The organism is Paenibacillus sp. FSL M7-0656 (genome assembly GCF_038003225.1).
In the GTDB taxonomy this organism is placed as follows: domain Bacteria; phylum Bacillota; class Bacilli; order Paenibacillales; family Paenibacillaceae; genus Paenibacillus; species Paenibacillus amylolyticus.
The window spans coordinates 5,996,248-6,016,314 of sequence record NZ_JBBOOT010000001.1; the positions used below are offsets into that span (position 1 = coordinate 5,996,248).

At 40.5% G+C, this 20,067-nt stretch carries 3 protein-coding genes and 1 pseudogene; all 4 read left to right on the forward strand.

Translation table 11 applies throughout. The features are described from left to right. Positions 1 to 35 precede the first annotated feature (35 nt). Positions 36 to 584, forward strand: a pseudogene (locus tag MHI01_RS31050) (AMP-binding protein); the annotation flags it as partial. Positions 585 to 599: 15 nt separating this feature from the next. Beyond that, positions 600 to 2,975 (forward strand): MupA/Atu3671 family FMN-dependent luciferase-like monooxygenase, encoded by a 2,376-nt coding sequence (locus MHI01_RS31055; protein WP_445744934.1) that lies wholly within the window; start codon positions 600 to 602, stop codon positions 2,973 to 2,975. After that, positions 2,972 to 10,621: an amino acid adenylation domain-containing protein gene (locus MHI01_RS26430; RefSeq protein ID WP_340984486.1), complete on the forward strand. Its 7,650-nt coding sequence runs from the start codon at positions 2,972 to 2,974 to the stop codon at positions 10,619 to 10,621. Before MHI01_RS31055 ends, MHI01_RS26430 begins: the two co-directional genes overlap by 4 nt. A 101-nt stretch (positions 10,622 to 10,722) precedes the next feature. Further along, positions 10,723 to 20,061: a non-ribosomal peptide synthetase gene (locus MHI01_RS26435; protein ID WP_340984488.1), complete on the forward strand. Its 9,339-nt coding sequence runs from the start codon at positions 10,723 to 10,725 to the stop codon at positions 20,059 to 20,061. Positions 20,062 to 20,067 lie beyond the last annotated feature (6 nt).

Below are 20,067 nucleotides of genomic sequence, written 5' to 3' on the forward strand. Positions count from 1 at the left end.
AGAAAACACTAGATTTAATCTTCGATGAGATTTGCGTGGAGAAATCAGGGGATGTAGCGTTGGTATATAAGAACCATATTCTTACCTACGCAGAATTAAAAGTAAGGGTCGATTCATTTGCTAACTTCCTTCACAATCAATTGGATATTAGAGCAGATGACAGGGTAGGAATATGTTTACCACGTTCGGCTGAGTTAATTATTGCTATTTTGGGTGTGTTAAGAGTCGGTGCAGCTTATGTACCAATTGACCCGACATTGCCCGAAGAGCGCATTCAATACCTTGTTGAGGATAGTGGTATGATCGCCTTGGTAACGGATACAATCCCTGAAAATTATGACTTCCCCATGAGGCTTATTACATTAGAAGACTGGCATTCTTCTTCGAGTTCTATAATCATGGATTCAAGAATCCATGATGTCAGCTCACTAGCTTATGTCATCTATACGTCTGGTTCAACAGGAAAACCAAAAGGCGTTATGGTCGAGCACCGAAACGTTATTCAGTTTTTTGAGAGTTTAAATGATTACTTTAAACCGAGTACGAAGGATGCTTTACTATCGGTTACGACCGTTTCATTTGACATTTCCGTTCTGGAGTTGTTATGGACTTTATGTAACGGGATACAGGTTGTATTAAAAGTAGATGACCATGAACAATTTGAAAGCTACGACGCTTACTTAAATACGTCCCGCAAACTAGATTTCAGCCTCTACTTTTTTGGTAATGCGAATCGGGATAAGCAGCCTGAAAACGAGTATCAATTGTTACTTGAATCTTCCATTTTTGCAGATAAACATGATTTTGAAGCAGTATGGACGCCTGAACGTCACTTTCATGAGTTCGGTGGGAAGTTTCCTAATCCTGCGATAACCAGTGCTGCTATAGCAGCTGTCACTCAAAAAATCCATATTCGAGCGGGCAGCATTGTCTCCCCTTTACAAGACAGTTTGCATATCGCTGAAGACTGGGCCATGATTGACCAGCTTTCCTCTGGTCGAGTAGGAGTATCTTTTGCATCAGGATGGCATGTAGACGATTTTAGCTTGGCACCGGAACGATTTGAGAACAAAGAGGAACACATGTACAAACAAATAAAAGAAGTAAAAACATTATGGTGTGGTGGAGAGATTAGTAGAATCAATGGATTAGGTCAAACCACATCACTGCGTGTATATCCCAAGCCTGTTCAGGAAAACTTGCCGATCTGGATCACATCTGCAGGAAACCCAGATACATTTCAGAAGGCTGGGCAAATAGGTGCTAACGTACTTACACATCTACTAGGACAAGACTTGGAAACGTTAAGGAGTAATATCGATATTTACAGGAAATCCCTGTTGGAATCGGGATTTTCTCCAGATACAGGCAAGGTAACTCTGATGATCCATACTTACTTGGGTGATGAACTTGAGGAAGTAAAGAAAATAGTTAAAGAGCCTTTTTGTAACTATTTGCGTTCTAGTGCCGGACTTGTTCAAAGATTGATTGATAAACTCCACGAGGATTTTAACATTGAGTCAGAAGATGAAATGTATGAATTTGCTTTTGAACGATATTGGAATAAAGCAGCATTGTTTGGAACGGTAGAGACATGTCAAGTCATGGTAGACGAGCTTGTTCATATCGGAGTCAATGAAATTGCAAGCCTAATTGATTTTGGAATTGATTCTGTAAAAGTCTTGGAAGGGTTAGAACGATTAAACGAATTAAGGATGAAGAGTTTCAAAGAATACGAGAAGCTTCAAGTTCATAAGGAGAAGATGAGACCCATTAATTATTTTCAAACCACTCCTTCTCGGCTACAACATATTCTAAATGATTCATCCTCACACGAATTTTTAAAATCTCTGACAACAATCATTATTGGTGGGGAAGCATTTCCAGTGGAAATGTTCCACAAGCTCCGTCATATTACGGATGCCCGAATCGTAAATGCTTATGGCCCTACGGAGACAACGATCTGGTCGGCGTTATTGGATGTGGAGCAGAATAAGCGTGATTTTATACCGATCGGAAACCCATTACCCGGCGAAATGATCTATGTGGTGGATGAAAAACTCAGACCTTTGCCCCCTTACATTCAAGGTGAAATTGTAATTGGTGGAGGTGGGGTTTCGAGAGGTTACTTGAACAGAGAGCAACTAACGAACGAAAAATTTATTTACCTTCCTTCTGACCTGCGACAACAACAAGGAAAGTTCTTTAGAACTGGAGATCTTGGAGTCATACGGTCCGATGGATCGCTTGAATACCTCGGAAGAAAAGATAATCAAGTGAAAATTTCTGGATATCGCATCGAGTTGGAGGAAATAGAAGCTTTCATCCGTGCGATTGAGGGAGTTGTGAAAACCGTTGTGTTCGAAGGTGAATTCCAGGAAGGGTCAGATGCAGTGTTGCACGCCCTAATTGTTGTTCAACCACCTCTTAACAAAGAGTATATTCGTGAAATATTATATCAGCGGTTACCACGGTATATGGTTCCAAGGAACATTGTTCTCGTTGATGATATCCCCCTCAACACAAGTGGCAAAATTGATCGGGGTGCAGCAAAAAAAATGGATTTGCGGCAATTTTATGTGGAGGAAGAGAACGTTCTTCCCCAAAGTGAGGAAGAAATATTAGTCGCTGAAGTCTGGAAGCAGGTTCTTGCCCGTGATGAAATCAGTATTTCTGATGACTTTTTCTCACTCGGTGGAGATTCTATCAAAGCTATGCGCGTTGTAGCACTATTGAAGAAAAAAGATTATGAGATTGATGTGAAAGATATATTCCAACGCTCTACCATTAAAAGTCTCATTGCGAGCAAAAACAGTATTGGACGGAGTACGATACCTAGCGTAGATACTGGCAAAAAAGTGCCTTACAGCAAGCGGAGAAGTCATTATCAATATGGTCAATTAAATAATGAGCAATTGCAACAGGTGGAACATATCATTCAAGAAAATAAAAAAATGGGAGGTTCACATCCATGAGTGATGTTCAAAGAATAGATGTTGTCCCCCCAATACAGGCAGGATTGATGTTCCATCTTATTAACGATGAACATCCTGATGGGACATATATTGAACAGTTTGTTGTTCAGATCGAGGGACTGTTCCAATACGATAAATTTATAGAGGCTTTGCACGGCATCACGAAACGGTGTGAAGTAATGCGAACTACTTTCTTACATGAAGATCTTGATCAAGTGGTAAGGATAATCAGGAAGGAAGGATTCACAAGAGTGAATCACATGGATGCTTCCAAACTGGAGGGAGACGATGTTGAAGACCTCTTATGTAAGCTGCTGGTTGAAGACCGTACAAAGCCTTTTGTGGTATCAGAAGAAGCGCCCATACGATTTTCTATCCTCTCGACCAGCGACAACTCATTTAAACTGATTTGTAGTTATCATCATATACTCATTGATGGTTATTCCTTCAAAATTTTGTTGAGGGATCTTTTGGTTAATTATGACAATGTGTTGCATGCCCGTGGAACGGATATCCAGCTGTTGGGTATGCCAGATGCCCATTTCATTCAATGGTTGAATGAGCAAGATTGGATGGGAGCATCCGATTATTGGAATTCTTATTTGGCCAATTACGATTCCAATTATTCAATTCCAAAGAGAAATTATCAAGATGTTATATCCGAGTATAAAGAATTGAAACTTGTAGTTGATCCAGAATTGTTCAAGAACTTAAAAACCGTTGCTGCTGCATATCGTGTAACGATTAACGTAGTGTTCCAAGGAATATGGGCAATGATGTTACAACGATACGCTAATTCGGAGGACGTTGTATACGGATTGGTCACTTCACTTAGAGATCCCGGAATTGAGAATATCGAACATGCCTTAGGGGTATTCTTAAACACGATTCCAATGCGAGTGATATCAACCTCAAATACAACTCTGGTAGATTTGCTTAGAAACATTCAAAATGACATGTTCAAATCGAGAGAGTTTTCATATTATCCGCTGCACCAAATCCAGGGGGAAAGCGAAATTTCTCAGGATTTAATTGATCACATCTTAATTTTTAATAATCATGGGGATATTCCTGCTGAGGATCAACTTTCTTTTGATCTGAACGATCAAATTACAGGAATGAATGTGAGTAATGTGACATTTGCTTCAAAATCACACTATCCATTAGAAATGATATTTGATATATATACTAACCATGCTGAGGTATCCATTATTTATGATCGTAACCGTTATGATTCGGAGTTGCTCAACTTGTTTAAAGGCCACTTCCTTCGAATTGTCCAATTGGTAGCTGACCAAAAAACGGAATTGATCAGAAATTTTGATATGTTGACTGCTGAGGAAAAAGGGAAGTTATTGAGTAGGCAGGAGCTTACTAGCATGCCGGAGTTCTCATCCGTTTTTCATATGTTTGAACAACAGGCTAATGCTCATCCTAATGAAACTGCTGTAGTCAGTATACAACGGACTATGACCTATAGAGAACTTCTAAGGGAATCAACCAATCTCTCCAATGAAATGATTTCAATGGGGTTGCCTAAGGGAACGGCAGTGGGTTTGTTGTTTGATCGTAATGAATGGTTCATCATTGGTGCTCTGGCAATATTAAGATCTAACTTACGTTATGTTCCTTTGGATCCGGAAGCGCCTGAAGATCGGAATCTATATATTATGCAGGATAGCGGTATTCAATTATTGCTTTCGGAGAAGAAACTATGGGAAGCACAAGACAGGAATTATGAAGGAATGAACTGTCTGTTTATTGACAAAGCTTCCCTTTCCGATTCGGACCAAAAACCGAGCGCTTTAACTTATCCAGTTCTGTCTGATGACGGAGCTTACATTATCTACACTTCCGGAACAACAGGAAGGCCCAAAGGGGTTGAGATGCAACATAAGAGTATTATCAACCTAGTAAGAGGCCTATCTCTTGAGATATATGCACCCTTTGAGAAGAGATTAAATGTGGCTCAGCTTGCGCCATTTTTCTTCGACCAATCCATAGAGGAAATTTTCGGTTCTTTATTGCTTGGTCACACCCTGTTCGTTGCGACAAACGAAGAACGTTTGAATCAGGAGCAATTAGTTCACTTCCTTGATAATCATGCAATTCAAATGATGAATGGCAGTCCTAGTTATATCAGATCTGTTCTTTTTGAAAACAAACAACCACGATTTTTGCGCCGCTTATTAATTGGTGGTGAAAAGGTGCCTCATCAGTTGCTGGAGGACTTGTTTCAATTATACGGGCAGGAAGATCTGGAAGTATTTAATGTATATGGTCCAACGGAATGTTGTGTGGATGCAACGTACTACAAAGTAAACCTGAATGAGATCAAGAGTTGGCAAACTACGCCTATCGGTAAACCAATGATGAATAAAACGGCATATATTCTGGACAAATATGATCGTTTGCAGCCAGTTGGCATTTCAGGAGAACTCGTAATTGGAGGAGAGGGCCTCTCTACGGGTTATATACGCTTGCCGGATATGAGCCGGGCCAGATTTGTGCCGAATCCTTTTTTGCATAATGAACAAATGTATCGTACAGGAGACCAAGCTAAATGGTTATCGAGCGGTTATATTGATTTTTTAGGCCGTAACGATCGAATGGTAAAGCTGCATGGTTATCGAATTGAATTGGAAGAAATCGAAAAATGTCTGTTATCTCATAGTGCTATAGAAGAAGTCGCTGTCTTATTGAAAGATACCGAAGATCGAAAATTTCTATGTGCATTTGTTGTTGTAACTGAGGGGAAAGAGATATTGGACCATGACTTGAAACTATGGGCCTCACGGACTTTACCTCCTTATATGGTGCCAACAAAAATAGTCTTTTTAGAGGAGTTTCCTCTCTCTGATCGTGGTAAGGTGGAACATCATCTACTAGAGCGAATGAATGTAACGGGTGGTAGTTCAGAACAAGTTACTCGAGATCCTGAAGTGATGAAAATCATTCATCTATGGGAGGGGATTTTTAAGTTTGAGGGCATTGGGCCACAGGATCACTTTTTCGAGCTTGGAGGGCATTCTCTATATGCGGCTAACTTCATTTCTAAGTTGAAAAAAGAGATGGGAATCAATGCAACACTCAAAGAGTTATTTCTATATCCTACACCCGCCGATTTTGCAAAATTAATCAAACACAAACTTGTTCAGGGTTCCTCTGTTGAAGAACTCGAACCGATGTTTGAAGCAACGTCTACGCAATATTCGTTGACACCTGCTCAGACACGTATGTTCCTAATGCACCAAATGAACATGAACAGTACAAAGTACAATATCTCTGGGAAATTTAGGATTAATAAACCGTTGGATACTAGTAGACTTCGGACTTGTTTTCATCGTTTGTTGAAAGAACACGAGATTCTAAGAACACGCTTTTCGGTCGTGGATGGGACCATCATGGCAAGCATATTGCAGGAGTGGAATTTCAATGTACATGTGTGGCAATCTGAGCCAGCTGATGACGAATGGATAACAAGTTTTGATTTGAATGATGCTCCTTTGCTGCGAGTCTCTGTTTTTGAAGTAACCGAAGAGTGCTTTGACTTATTTATTGATATGCATCATATCATAACTGACGGCATATCAAACTTGAATTTAATCAATCAATTCATTCTTTTATATGATGGCGAGCCTGTAGAAGTAAATTACAGCTCTTATAAATATTATGCCTTATGGTTTGAAAGTTATATGAAATCGCAGAAATCTCGGGACGATCAGGCGTACTGGTATGGAAAACTAGAGGCTGAACGGACAGATTTCACTTTATTACCTGACTACTCAAGAACATCGGAACAAGATGGAAAAGCCGAGACTGTTTGGATTGAACTGAACGCTGCGATGACTGCTTCACTTCGAGAGTTGGCGAAGGGGCAAGACGCGACCTTATTTAGTGTATTGCTGGCCGCTTATAACGTGATGATATACAAGTATAACGGACAAGAAGATGTATTATTGGGTACAGCTGTGTCAGGACGGACTCAGCCCGGCTTTGAAGAAAGTGTGGGCTTATTTGTAAACACCATCGCTTTAAGGAATTACCCATCTGGTGGGAAGACATTTACCGATTTTTTGAATGAAGTAACGGATTCATTAATGAATGATCTTGAACACCAGGATTATCCGTTTGATCAGCTTGTTGACGATCTCTCAATCAAGAGGGAGCAATCCCGCAATCCTATTTTTGACGTCATGTTTATTATGCAGAATAGGACACATGCAGACAATCAAATGAATGAACATGATGATATTGTTGAACACGTCGTTGCGAGCGGTGATGCCAAATTCGACTTATTGATCGAAGTATTCGAACATACAGATGACATGTTAATCAAACTTGAGTTTAATAGCAGTCTGTATACAAAAAATACGATTGAAAAACACGGTGAATATCTCGTTCATTTAATTGCAGATATCTTGTCAAAACCTCATGAGAAACTTGCTAATCTTAACTTTATGAGACAAGTAGAGGTGGACGAGATCATCCATGCGTTTGATCGTACACAGATGGAATTCCCTGTTGGCAAGACGATTCAGCATCTTTTTGAACAACAGGTTGCAGCAGTACCTGACCATATTGCTGTTAACGATCAAGTTGAAGCGCTTACGTATCGTCAACTGAACGAACGTAGCAACCAATTGGCAAATGCTTTACTAAACAGGGGCGTATCTGCTGGGCATTTCGTTGCCTTGCATATGGACAGATCTATCCATGCAATCGTCAGCATATTAGCCATCCTAAAGGTCGGGGTAGCATATGTACCCATTAATACGAAGTATTCCGATGATTTGATTCGTTACATTATGGAAGATTGCGGCGCAGAATTTGTTATCGCTGACTTACCATCTGACGTATGGGATGCACTCGATACATCCGGAAAGAAAATAAGCTTGAGTGATCTGGTTGAGATCTATGAGACCGGAGATACAACAAATCCGGGGATAGCCCTTACACCTGAACATCTCGCATACCTAATCTATACATCTGGAACTACAGGCAAGCCTAAAGGAGTTATGATCACGCACGCCAATATCGTTAGATTGTTTGAGAATGAAGCACCGTTCTTCCCATTTCATGAGCAGGAAGTCTGGACCCTTTTTCATGCATTGAGCTTTGATTACTCAGTATGGGAAATGTACGGGGCTCTTCTCAAAGGTGCCAGATTGGTCATTGTTCCAAACGAGGCTGTGTACGATAATCGTGAATTTTTGGAGTTGCTAATTCGGGAGAAGGTAACCGTGCTTAACCAGACCCCGGGAGCATTGTATGCATTAATTAAGGTCATTTTGGAGCAAGACGTGGATCTGCCTTTGAGATATGTTATTTCTTCAGCAGAAGCGGTTCACCCGATAAGATTGCTTGCTTTTCATGAAGCTTATCCCGAAATAAATATCTTAAATATTTACGGGATCACGGAAACAACCATTTTTACAACATATAAGGAACTTCGACATGAGGATATGGCTAAGGATAATCGGAGTGTTGGAAGACCAATTCCTACTCTAAGCACGTATTTGCTGAATAAAGATGGACAGCTTTCTCCACAAGGTGGAATAGGCGAACTTTATGTGGGTGGAGCAGGTGTGGCAAGAGGTTATTTGAACCGAGAAGAACTGAACCAAGAGAGGTTCCTGGACAACCCATTCGCTGCGAACCAAAAAATGTACAGGTCCGGAGATTTAATGCGTATGTCGTCTGCGAAGGAGCTTGAGTATGTTGGTAGAATTGACGATCAAGTAAAAATAAGAGGATACCGCATAGAGTTATCAGACGTTGAAGAAAATTTAATGACGTATCCTGATATTGACGAAGCTTCGGTTCTGTCCCTGGGAGAACACCCAAATAACTACTTGTGTGCTTTTTATGTTTCACAGAGCCAGCTGCCAATCGAGGAGCTGAAAAGTCACCTTAACCAAAAACTTCCTTCTTATAGTGTGCCCTATAAATACGTACATCTAAATACCTTTCCCCTTACATTAAACGGGAAAATAGATCGTCGAAAGCTGATTGAGTTAGCCGAGCGTACGGAAGCGAATCCCAAAACTTTACCAAGGAACGAAATGGAAATGAAGATAGCCACGTATTGGTCTGTTCTCTTGGAGAAGCAAGGATTCGGGATTGAGGATGATTTCTTTGAATTAGGCGGAAATTCGTTACAAGCTATGCAGTTGGCGGATTATTTGCAGAAGGAATATCAGATCAACTTCACAATCAAAGATGTATTTGATAATCCAACGATTGTTTCGTTATCAAATGAAGTTGCTAAATCGGCCAGAAGGAATAGAGATGACCTTATAGCGACGAATGTAATTACCGGAGCTCGGTATCCATTATCTCTAGCCCAAAACAGAATTTTTCTACTGAGTCAACACCCTAATATCGGGATGTCATATAACATTGTAAGTAAGTTTGATTTGTTTGGGACATTTGACTTTTTACGCCTTGAATCTGCTCTCAAAACAATCATAGAGCGGCATTCCGTATTGCGTTATCGTTTTGGATATCACAAAGGCATGCCTGTGCAGTTTATGGGCGATTACGATAATTTCTTATACTGGTTTGATTCGACACTCGAAACGCGAGATCAGTTAATGGCTCAGTTATTGCAACCTTTCGATGTTGTTGGGGAAGAACCTCTCTTCTCAGCAGCAGTCATACGGATGGAGAATCATCATCATATATTGGTTATAAATATTCACCATCTGATCAGTGATGGAATCTCTATGGGGATTTTGGAACGTGAGCTGATGGCGTTGCTTAGGGGAGAAACATTGCCATCCATTGAATACCAGTATCATGATTATGTGATTTGGGAAACGGAGCGTTACAAGCGACAAATGTTGGACATTGACAAAAACTATTGGCTTACGACCTTCAGCGATTTTAAGCCTACTATCGCCTTGAATACAAATACTCATGTTCAGTCCTTTAGAGGCGGAGCGGTTTCATATAGCCTGCCCCAATCCCTCCTCGAAGACTTGGCAACTTTATCAAACGACAAGAAAACAACCTTATTTAATGTGCTGCTTACCTTATACAAATGTACCTTGCATTTACTATGGGGATCTGAGGACATCGTTGTAGGAACACCAGTCTCAGGAAGGGTGGACCAGGAATTTTCCGATACCATGGGTATGTTTGTTAATACATTACCTGTACGCAGCAAGCCACATGGAAGCATGAACTATAATGACTACTTGAATCACATAAAAATGGTTATGCAGGAGGCATTGAAACATCAGCTTTATCCGTTGGATAAGTTGGTGGAAGAGCTTGGGATTGCCACCGTTCCGGGACGATCACCTTTATTCCGTTTCATGTTTGCTTATGAAGTATGCCGGCCTTCTGTGTTCTACATTGACGAATTGAAGATCGTCGCTAATGAGACTATGGATGATGGAAGCGCCATGATGGATCTTTCATTTGTAATCCTGGAGAGCCCTACAGGGACGGAAATTCAGGTCGAATATGATACCTCCCAATTCAGCAAGGATATGGTCGAGTATATAGTTGAAACTTTCGTTGAGATTGCGGGCCAAGTTCGAGATGATCATGATATTAAATTGAATCAGATTAAAATTAGGCAGCAGAACGAGAGTGAAGGCGGATGGAATACGCAGCAGTTCGAGTTTGATTTTTGATCTACTGATCTACTGTAATTGTAACAGTCGTCGGCAATATGATTGTCGACGACTAATCAAATGGGAGAAAGCGAGGGATTATGGTGCCTACTGAAAAGAACATGGATGAAGCAAAACAGTTTTGGGAAAACGTGCTGGGGAACGAATCATATCCAGCTACAGATATAACCATGCGAGTACACCCGTACACCTTGTCAGAAGGACAAGGGATGGTTCGAAGAACGGTGGATCAACAGACAGCCGATCTTTTGAAACAAAGATGCAAGCATAATGATTCATTAATATTTACTTATCTTCTCACCATATGGAATACGATGTTCGGCCAGTATACAAGAAGCAGACGTATCGCTGTTGGTATTCCTAATATGAAATCTAATTACAGAATCCCTCAAGTGAGCCTGACATTACCTTACTTTCAAGACTTGAAGCCCGAGGCTAGTTTAAAAGAAATGTTGATTGAGACCAAGAGTAAACTGGATACTCTGTATGCACATGCTTCATTTCTTCCATTCGTTGAAGAAAATAATCAGCCTATGGACACACTGTACAATGTAATTATCGGCTATAAGCCTCTTCATGGAAGCCACATCATGGATAGTCTCTCACGACAGTATCCGATCGTTCTTTGGATGAGTAGCGCGTTGGACGAATTGGAAATAAGCGCAGCTTATCAAGCCGATTTTAGTGAAGAGCAAGTGCGAGTGATGTTGGGTCATTATGAACAACTACTTAGTAATTCACTTAAAGGTTCATCGGACGTCAAAATAAGTGAACTGTCAATGTTATCGCAGGAAGAACATACACAAATAGCTTACGTGTTCAACGAAAGAAAAATAGTGGAGGAACCAGAATTACCGCTACATAAGTTGTTTGAGGAGTATGCTCTTAGGTTTTCTCAGCGGAGAGCCGTACAAGATTCATATGAAGCATTAACTTACGAACAGCTGTCTGAACGCTCAGATCATATCGCTTATGCTTTGCTGGCTCAAGGCTTGAGACCAGGAGAGGTAGTTGCTTGTATCTGTGAACGATCTGTTAATACCATTTCCAGTTTGTTGGGGATACTGAAAGCGGGTGGCGTCTTCTTACCCATTGACCCGTCATCTCCAGCAGGAAGAATGGAATACATGTATAGAGATAGTGAGGCTAGAATGGCACTTGTCTCGGCAACAATGGTTTCCAAAATGGAAAAATTTGAATCTGAGATCCTCGTCATAGAGGATGTAATACAGTTTGCTTATGAAAAAAATCAAGAATTCCCCTCTATTCCAATTCAGCAAGGTGCATGCATTGTATACACATCTGGAAGTACAGGAGAGCCGAAAGGCATTTTGTTCGAACATCAGATGTTACTGCATCACACTAGTGCTTTTGGTAAATATGTCGTTTCATACGAAGAACCTAAACATATTGGTTTGATTGCACCTTACTTTTTTGATGTTTTTTTGGAAGATGTATTCTATGGTTTGTTTAACGGACATACCCTCATTGTCATATCTGATGAAGCTCAACGAGACGGTAGATTATTAATGGAATACTTAGGTGATAACGAGGTTCATACATTGAATGCTACACCTACTCAGATTCGCATATTAATGTCTTCCCCCCCTCATTTATTTCAGAGGTCCCATTTAGAATTACTTTTAATTGGGGGAGAGCTCCTAAAGGAATCTTTAGTTCATGAGATTCGGGCAGTTTTTGGACAAACTGCACCAACCATTATCAATTGTTATGGACCAACAGAATGCTGCATTGATGTGACGGCTTATAACGTGGTTGAGACATCGGACTTACAGGGTGGCGCCATCCCTATAGGTAGACCTATCAAAAACGTAGGTGCATACATTCTTGGGTCGAACAATGAAATCTTGCCTGTTGGGGTGATAGGTGAACTCTGCTTTAGTGGAGACATATTGGCCAAAGGCTACATCGGAATACCTGCGGAATCTGACAGGGTCTTCATGCCTTCGCCATTTGTGTCAGGTGAAACATTGTACAAAACCGGTGATTTAGCGATGTGGCTCGCTGACGGTAACATTGTATTTATGAATCGGATGGATTCACAAGTCAAAGTCCGGGGTCATCGAGTCGAACTCAACGAAATTGAATGGGTTATTCAACAGCATAGCCAGGTTAAAGAAGCAGTGGTATTACATCAGAATGAGGAACTTTTTGCGTTCCTTGTTATGAAAGATGACTCTGCATTGATGGAGCTTGAAAAGGGAATTAAAGAAAAATTGCCATTATATATGCAACCTAAAAACTTTACATTGTTAGAGTCTTTCCCCACAAATGCCAATGGAAAGTTGGATAAAAAGGCATTATATCCGTTGGTGAAATCAGAAGTTTCGGATAATGGGCGTTCAGAACTCATAACAAATACCGAGAAAGTGCTTGGAACGATATGGAAGAATGTACTGGATATCGAAACCGTAGGCAGAGAGGATCACTTCTTTGAGCGGGGTGGACATTCTCTAAGTGCAGCTGTATTGAGCGGTCAAATATATAAACAATTTCAGACAAATGTATCGATTAAACAATTGTTTGCGACACCTGAGCTGTATCATTTGGCCAAGTTTATTGATGACAGCGAAAAGGAGCAGAATACCCCAATATCGCCGGCTCCTGTGGCAGCGTTCTATCCATTATCGCTGGTCCAAGAGAGACTATTCACCTTACACTCAGCCCATCCTGACAGTACGGCATACAATATGCCAGGGATCATTGAAATAAAAGGTGCTTTGGATCGTCAGCGGTTGGATATGGCCTTGGAAAGAATAATTCAGAAGAATGAAATACTTCGAACCAAGTTTGAGGTGCATGATTACGAACCTGTTCAACGTATCTTGGATATTACAAAGTTCAGTTTAGACTGGCATCAGCTTAACTATGATAAGCTTCAATCTTTCATTGATTCATTTGTGAAGCCCTTCGATTTGGCGAATGCTCCGCTATTCAGGGTAAGTGTGGTCGAGTTGGATAAAGATTGGTTCTATGTACTGTTTGACATGCACCATATTATCGCAGATGGACGAACCTTCGAGATTTTAGTTCAAGAAATATTTGATTTTTATAATGGCACAGATGTTCCAGAAAAAACGATCCAATACAAAGAATTTGCATATTGGGAGAAAGAGCATACGAATAGCTCCGAGTACTTCCATTTGAAGGATTTCTGGATGAAATACATGGGTGGAGCTCTTCCCCAATTGTCTTTACCTTATGATTATGATCGTAGCGAACATCAAACGTTCACAGGCTCCGTATGTTTCAAGGAGATCAAAGGCGAGACCGTACACATGCTTAAACAGCTTTCCAAGAAAAATGAGACCACGATGTTTATGAATATCCTTGCTGCTTACTATGTATTATTGAACAAATATTCAGGAGATCAGGAATTTATCGTAGGAACAACTTCATCTATACGCGATGATAGCAACCTGGATATGGTTATGGGACCGATGATTAATGCCATAGCTATCCGGCAAAATGTTGATCCCGAGATTGCCTTCTCGAAGTTGCTAGACCAGGTGAAGGAAAACGTGGTGAATGTATATGAGCATAAGAGCTATCCATTCCACCAACTGGTAGAAAATATTTCATTTGATCGGATGAACAATCAGAATCCTATATTTAATACCATGGTCATTATGCATCAGTTTAAGGAAGACTTTGATACCGTAGTCGAAGAGATGACGATCAAACCTGTAGCATTCGAAAATAAAATTTCAAAGATGGATCTTTCATTGGAGTTAACAGAACATCAAAATAGCATGACAATCTGCTTTGAATATAACACGCAGTTGTTTGCTCAAAGCACTATAGAAAGATTAGCCTATCATTTTGTTGAACTTTTAGATTGTATTGCGCAAAAACCTGATGAATGTATCAAAACATATAACCTTCTTTCTACAGATGAGCAAAATTGGCAAATCTACGAATTGAACCGTAACGAAGTTTCATTATCATTCGAGAAACCAATACATCATCTGATTAGAGAGCAGGCAAGGACAAATCCTGAACGAATTGCAATACGAGAAGGAAATGAAAAGTGGAATTACCGGGAGCTGATGCAGCAAGCTGATGCTTTAACCAATCAATTGGTAATGAGGGGCGCTAGTGCTGGGAAAATTGTCGGCATCATGATGGAAAGATCCTCTTCATTGATTGCAAGTATTTTGGCGGTGCTTCAAACGGGAGCAGCCTATTTACCAATAGATCCAATGTATCCTGAAGAGCGAATCAGTTACATTTTGGAAGATAGTCAATGTTTTGCATTAATTAGCGATAAACCTGTTGAGAAATTAGTAGGTGAGTGCAAATTCAACTTGGTTGTAAATTCAGAATTGGAACCTTTCGTGGAAACCCAGTGTGATGATACACCCGAAATTAGCATTCTCGAACCGGCGTACATCATTTATACATCAGGTTCTACTGGACAACCCAAAGGCGTAACGATTAGCCACCGGTCATTGTTGAATTATTCTTTATGGGCTGCCAAGGTGTATGTAGGCGGAGAACAGGATATCGCCTTCCCTTTATATTCTTCCATCGCTTTTGATTTGACGATCACCTCTTTATTTACACCATTGATCACAGGAAATAGCATCGTTGTATACAACGATCCACCCGAGGAGTCTCTCAAACGGATCATTCAGGATAACTTGGTCGATATTATCAAATTAACTCCGTCCCATCTGCGACTAATGAAAGAAATGGAACTTGAGGGTAATCGCATTAAACGTTTCATTGTCGGGGGAGAAGCTCTGGAAACCAAGTTAGCTCGTGATATTGAGTCGATATATGGTAAGGGTACAATTAAAATATATAACGAATATGGCCCAACTGAAACAACCGTAGGTTGCATGATCTATGAGTTGGAGCCTGATTATGATTCACCATTCGTATCTATAGGTGTGCCAGCGGACAATACAAGGGTTTATGTTTTGGATGAGTATCTCAAGCCTTGTCCTTTAAGCGTGATTGGAGAATTGTACATCTCCGGAATGGGAGTTGGGATGGGGTATATTGGACAAGAAGAGCTCACTAGAGAGCGCTTTATTCCAAATCCATTTGAGAACGGAGAATGGATGTATAGAACAGGAGATTTGGCCAGGTTAATGCCGGATGGCAAACTTGCATATGTGGGTAGGATAGATACCCAGGTCAAAGTAAGAGGATATCGTATTGAACTAGGCGAAGTGGAGCATTATTTGAATCAGAACCCAAATATTAAGGAGTCAGTAGTATTCGTTGAGAATGATTCTATTGGTGGATATGCATTAATAGCTTGTGTAGTACCGGCTAAATCGAACTCTCCCGATGGATTGAAAAACGTCGAAGAAGAGTTGCAATTGTATTTACCCCGGTACATGATACCGGACCAAATATATATTATGGATGAAATTCCGTACACTTTAAATGGAAAAGTGGATCGTAACGCTCTCGCCAAAAAACAGATTTCCACCAATCTTAAAACGAAGGAAAGCACAGATATCTCTGATACAGAACGTATGGATACGTTGACAACGGCATTATCTGAGATGTGGACTCCTTTATTAAATGTTTCGGAGATAAGCATCAATGATAATTTCTTTGATCTAGGGGGGCACTCGCTTAAAGCAATCATGCTCCTTTCCAGAATCAAAAAGAAATTCGAAGTTGAGATTAGTTTGGAATTGTTCTTTGCCAATCCAACGATTGAGATGTTATCGGAACTTGTTGTGAGCCGCCAAAAACCAGTTATCCCAGCAATTAAACCTGTCGAGAACCAAGGTCATTACCCGTTGACATCTGCACAAGTGAGAGTATATTTTCTTCAACAATTCAATAATGGAACCGTCTATAACATCGTTGAAAGCTTTGTTATTGAAGGTAACTTAGAGAAGGAAAAGTTCGAGTTTGCCTTGAGAAAAATGATTGAACGACACGAAATCTTACGAACCAGTTTTCATTTTACAGAACAGGATGGTTTGGTACAAATTGTTCATGATCCAGATCGTGTTCAACCACTTTTGGAATGGTGTAACTCGGCGTTGGATATCTCTGAATATGTACAACCGTTTGATTTATCTGCTGCGCCATTATTTAGAACAAGAGTGGTCCGATTGGGAATGGAGCGCCATGAAATAAAATTTGATTTCCATCATATTATTTTTGATGGCATTTCTATGGAATATTTCATCCGTGACTTTGTGAGTTTTTACAATGCAAAACATGAACTTCCTCCACTTAGCATTCAATATCGGGATTATTCCGTATGGCAGGAAGCGTTTTTACAAACGGAAACCTATGCTCAACAGGAAAAGTATTGGTTGGAACAATTGTCTGGAGAACTGCCTGTTCTTGCTTTTCCGACAGATTTTCCAAGGCCAATGGTAAAAAGTTTCAAAGGATCAGCTTTTCGATTCGAGGCAGATTCGTCCGTATCATCCCAGTTTTCACAGTTGTGTAAACGGAACGGAATTACATTATATATGGGACTGATTAGCCTCTTTGGATCGACCCTGTACCGCTACACTCAACAAGAAGATATTTTAATAGGGACACCTCTAGCTGGAAGAAAGCAACAGGAATTGGAAGGCCTTATAGGGATGTTTGTAAATACGACAGTACTTCGTCTTGCACTTTCAGGAGAAATGACCTTTACACAACTGATAGAAGCAGTCAAGAAAAATACTGTTCAGATGTTAGAGTACCAGGATGTTCCTTTTGAACAATTGGTTGAACGTCTCCATGTGGAGAGAGATACTTCGCGTAACCCCATTTTTGATGTTATGTTTGCTTTGCAAAATTATGATGATGGGGGCCTTGCAATTCAAGACTCCATAACGATTGTACCTATAAGTCCAGAAATGGAAAGTTCAAAATTTGATTTGACACTGTTTGCTTGGGAAGAGAATGAACAGATCTCGTTCTGTTTTGAATACAGTACTGATCTTTTCGAAGAACAAACGATTAAACGTCTCTCGACGCATTTTATCAATTTAATGCTCGATGTCATTGGACAGCCCAATGCGCCTATAGCACATTTAAATATGCTTGCAGATCATGAGAAGAGACATTTGAATGTGGATATTCGTTCTAGCGGGAAGGAAACCCAACCCATAACACTCTATCACTGGTTTGAACAGCAGTGTGAGCGTACGCCAGAGGCTGTTGCATTAATTCACGATGACATTCAACTTACGTATTCCGAATTACATCGGCGTACTCAGACGGTGGCCGGAGCGCTTGCTTTAAAAGGAGCTGAAGCAGGGACGATTGTGGGTGTGATGATGGAGCGTTCCCCAGAAATGATTATCTCGATTCTGGCGGTGCTTCAAACGGGAGCAGCTTACTTGCCATTAGATCCCGAATATCCCGATCAACGTCTGCAATACATGCTGGATGATAGCATGACGGATGTGTTGATGACGGATAATCAATCCAGCACAAAGATGCTTGCAGATTTTCAGGGACAGCGCTTTAACGTGCAGGATATCGAATACGATTATGTATCGGAGACTATTTCTGGAAGTTATCCGGACACCGAAGCATTAGCCTATGTCATCTATACTTCTGGATCAACAGGAAATCCAAAGGGAGTCAAGGTAAGCCATGCAGCCATTTGTAATACGCTGAAATGGAGAATAAACCATTATTCGTTTGGGTTAGGTGATAATACGCTTCAAGTACCTTCTTTATCCTTTGATAGTTCTGTAGAAGATATTTTCTGTGCATTATTGTCAGGAGCAACGTTGACATTAATGTCGTCGAAGGATCGATTGGATGTTACAGCACTAACTAAAATTGCAGAGCGACATAAAATTACTCATTTTCTGATGGTCCCTAGTATGTATGCCGCTATATTGGAAACTAAGCCGGATTTCAATTATCTTAAATCGGTAACTGTAGCTGGAGAATCAGTTCATGCGCATCTCGTAAACAATCATTTTGCATTAATCCCTGACGTGAGGTTGTTTAATGAATATGGGCCAACCGAATGCAGTGTTTGTACGACAGTTCATGAATTCAAGGCAGAAGATACACAAATTCGCATTGGAAAACCTATCGATAACATGGAAGTTTATATTCTGGATAACCATGAAAGAATAGTACCCATTGGAGTACCTGGAGAACTGTATATAACAGGAAAGGGCCTTTCCAAAGGTTATTTGAATGACGATGTAAAAACGAGTCACCGTTTTGTTCATGTAACCGAATTGCCAAATCAATTATTGTATCGTTCGGGTGACCGGGGGAGATGGTTATCAGATGGTACACTGGAATATTGGGGTAGAACTGACAATCAGGTGAAAATCAGGGGATATCGGGTTGAGCTTGAAGAGATTGAACGCAGTGCAATGCAGATGGACTGTGTTACACAAGCTGCTGCAGTAATGAAGAAAACCGATGACAGCCAACGTCTTGTTCTTTATGTCATCATGGATGCGAGCCAACCAATAGAAGATTCACAATTAAAGAAAGAACTTGCTCAGAAATTACCACCATTTATGACACCCGAAGATGTGATATTCCTGAATGAATTCCCTCGAACGGCTAATGGGAAGATTGATAAGTTGGAGTTGTCCTTGCGTGAGGATCTTACGGGTTTGATTGATCGTCCAATGGAGAATGAGTCGTTGAACCAAACGGAGGCTGTTTTGTTTGATGCATGGAACATTGTATTAAAACATCATCATATAAGCAGACATGACAACTTCTTTGAGGTTGGTGGTAACTCGCTCCTGCTAATACAGTTGCATGCCAGACTAAATGAAGCATTCTCGGGATTGTTGACGATTACGGATTATTTCACTTATCCAACCATTCGAGAAATGGCTCAATATCTGGATGACACAGTTACGGGTAAGGAAGGGTCCCGAACCAATGAGGCAAGCAGAGTTACTTTGGGAAGCGACCTTGCCGCTATGGGATTATCGGATGGAGCAATGTATCGGGTGATTTTGGCTGAGGAGAAAGTAAGTATTTTGAATGAAATGGCTAAAAGCATGGCTGTGGATATTCAAGATATTACGTTTGCTATTTGGGTATATACACTGAATCAGTATGCTCAATTGGAGAATATCTCCATTGATTTAGGGGTTTCCGAAGATTCTATCGTGCATTGTGATGTTCACTTGCCTGAATTTGAAAGCTTGGAGGAATTGGTGAGCTATCTCTATGAAAAAAGATATGATCCGAAGTCAAACAAACATGACTTTGAGATGCATTATCCAGATGGAGAAGCCAGTATTTTATATACATGGAAATCGTCCAGTTCCTTGTATCAAAAATACGATATTACATTGTTAGCACAAGAAAATGAAGAAGGACTAACCATTCAATTTATCGGCAGCTCCAGAATACGTGAGCAAACAATACAAGAGATTACCGAACTCTACGTCGCTATGATATCGGCTGTTTGTGACCAGGTTTCTAACAACACAACAGTTTGAGGAGGG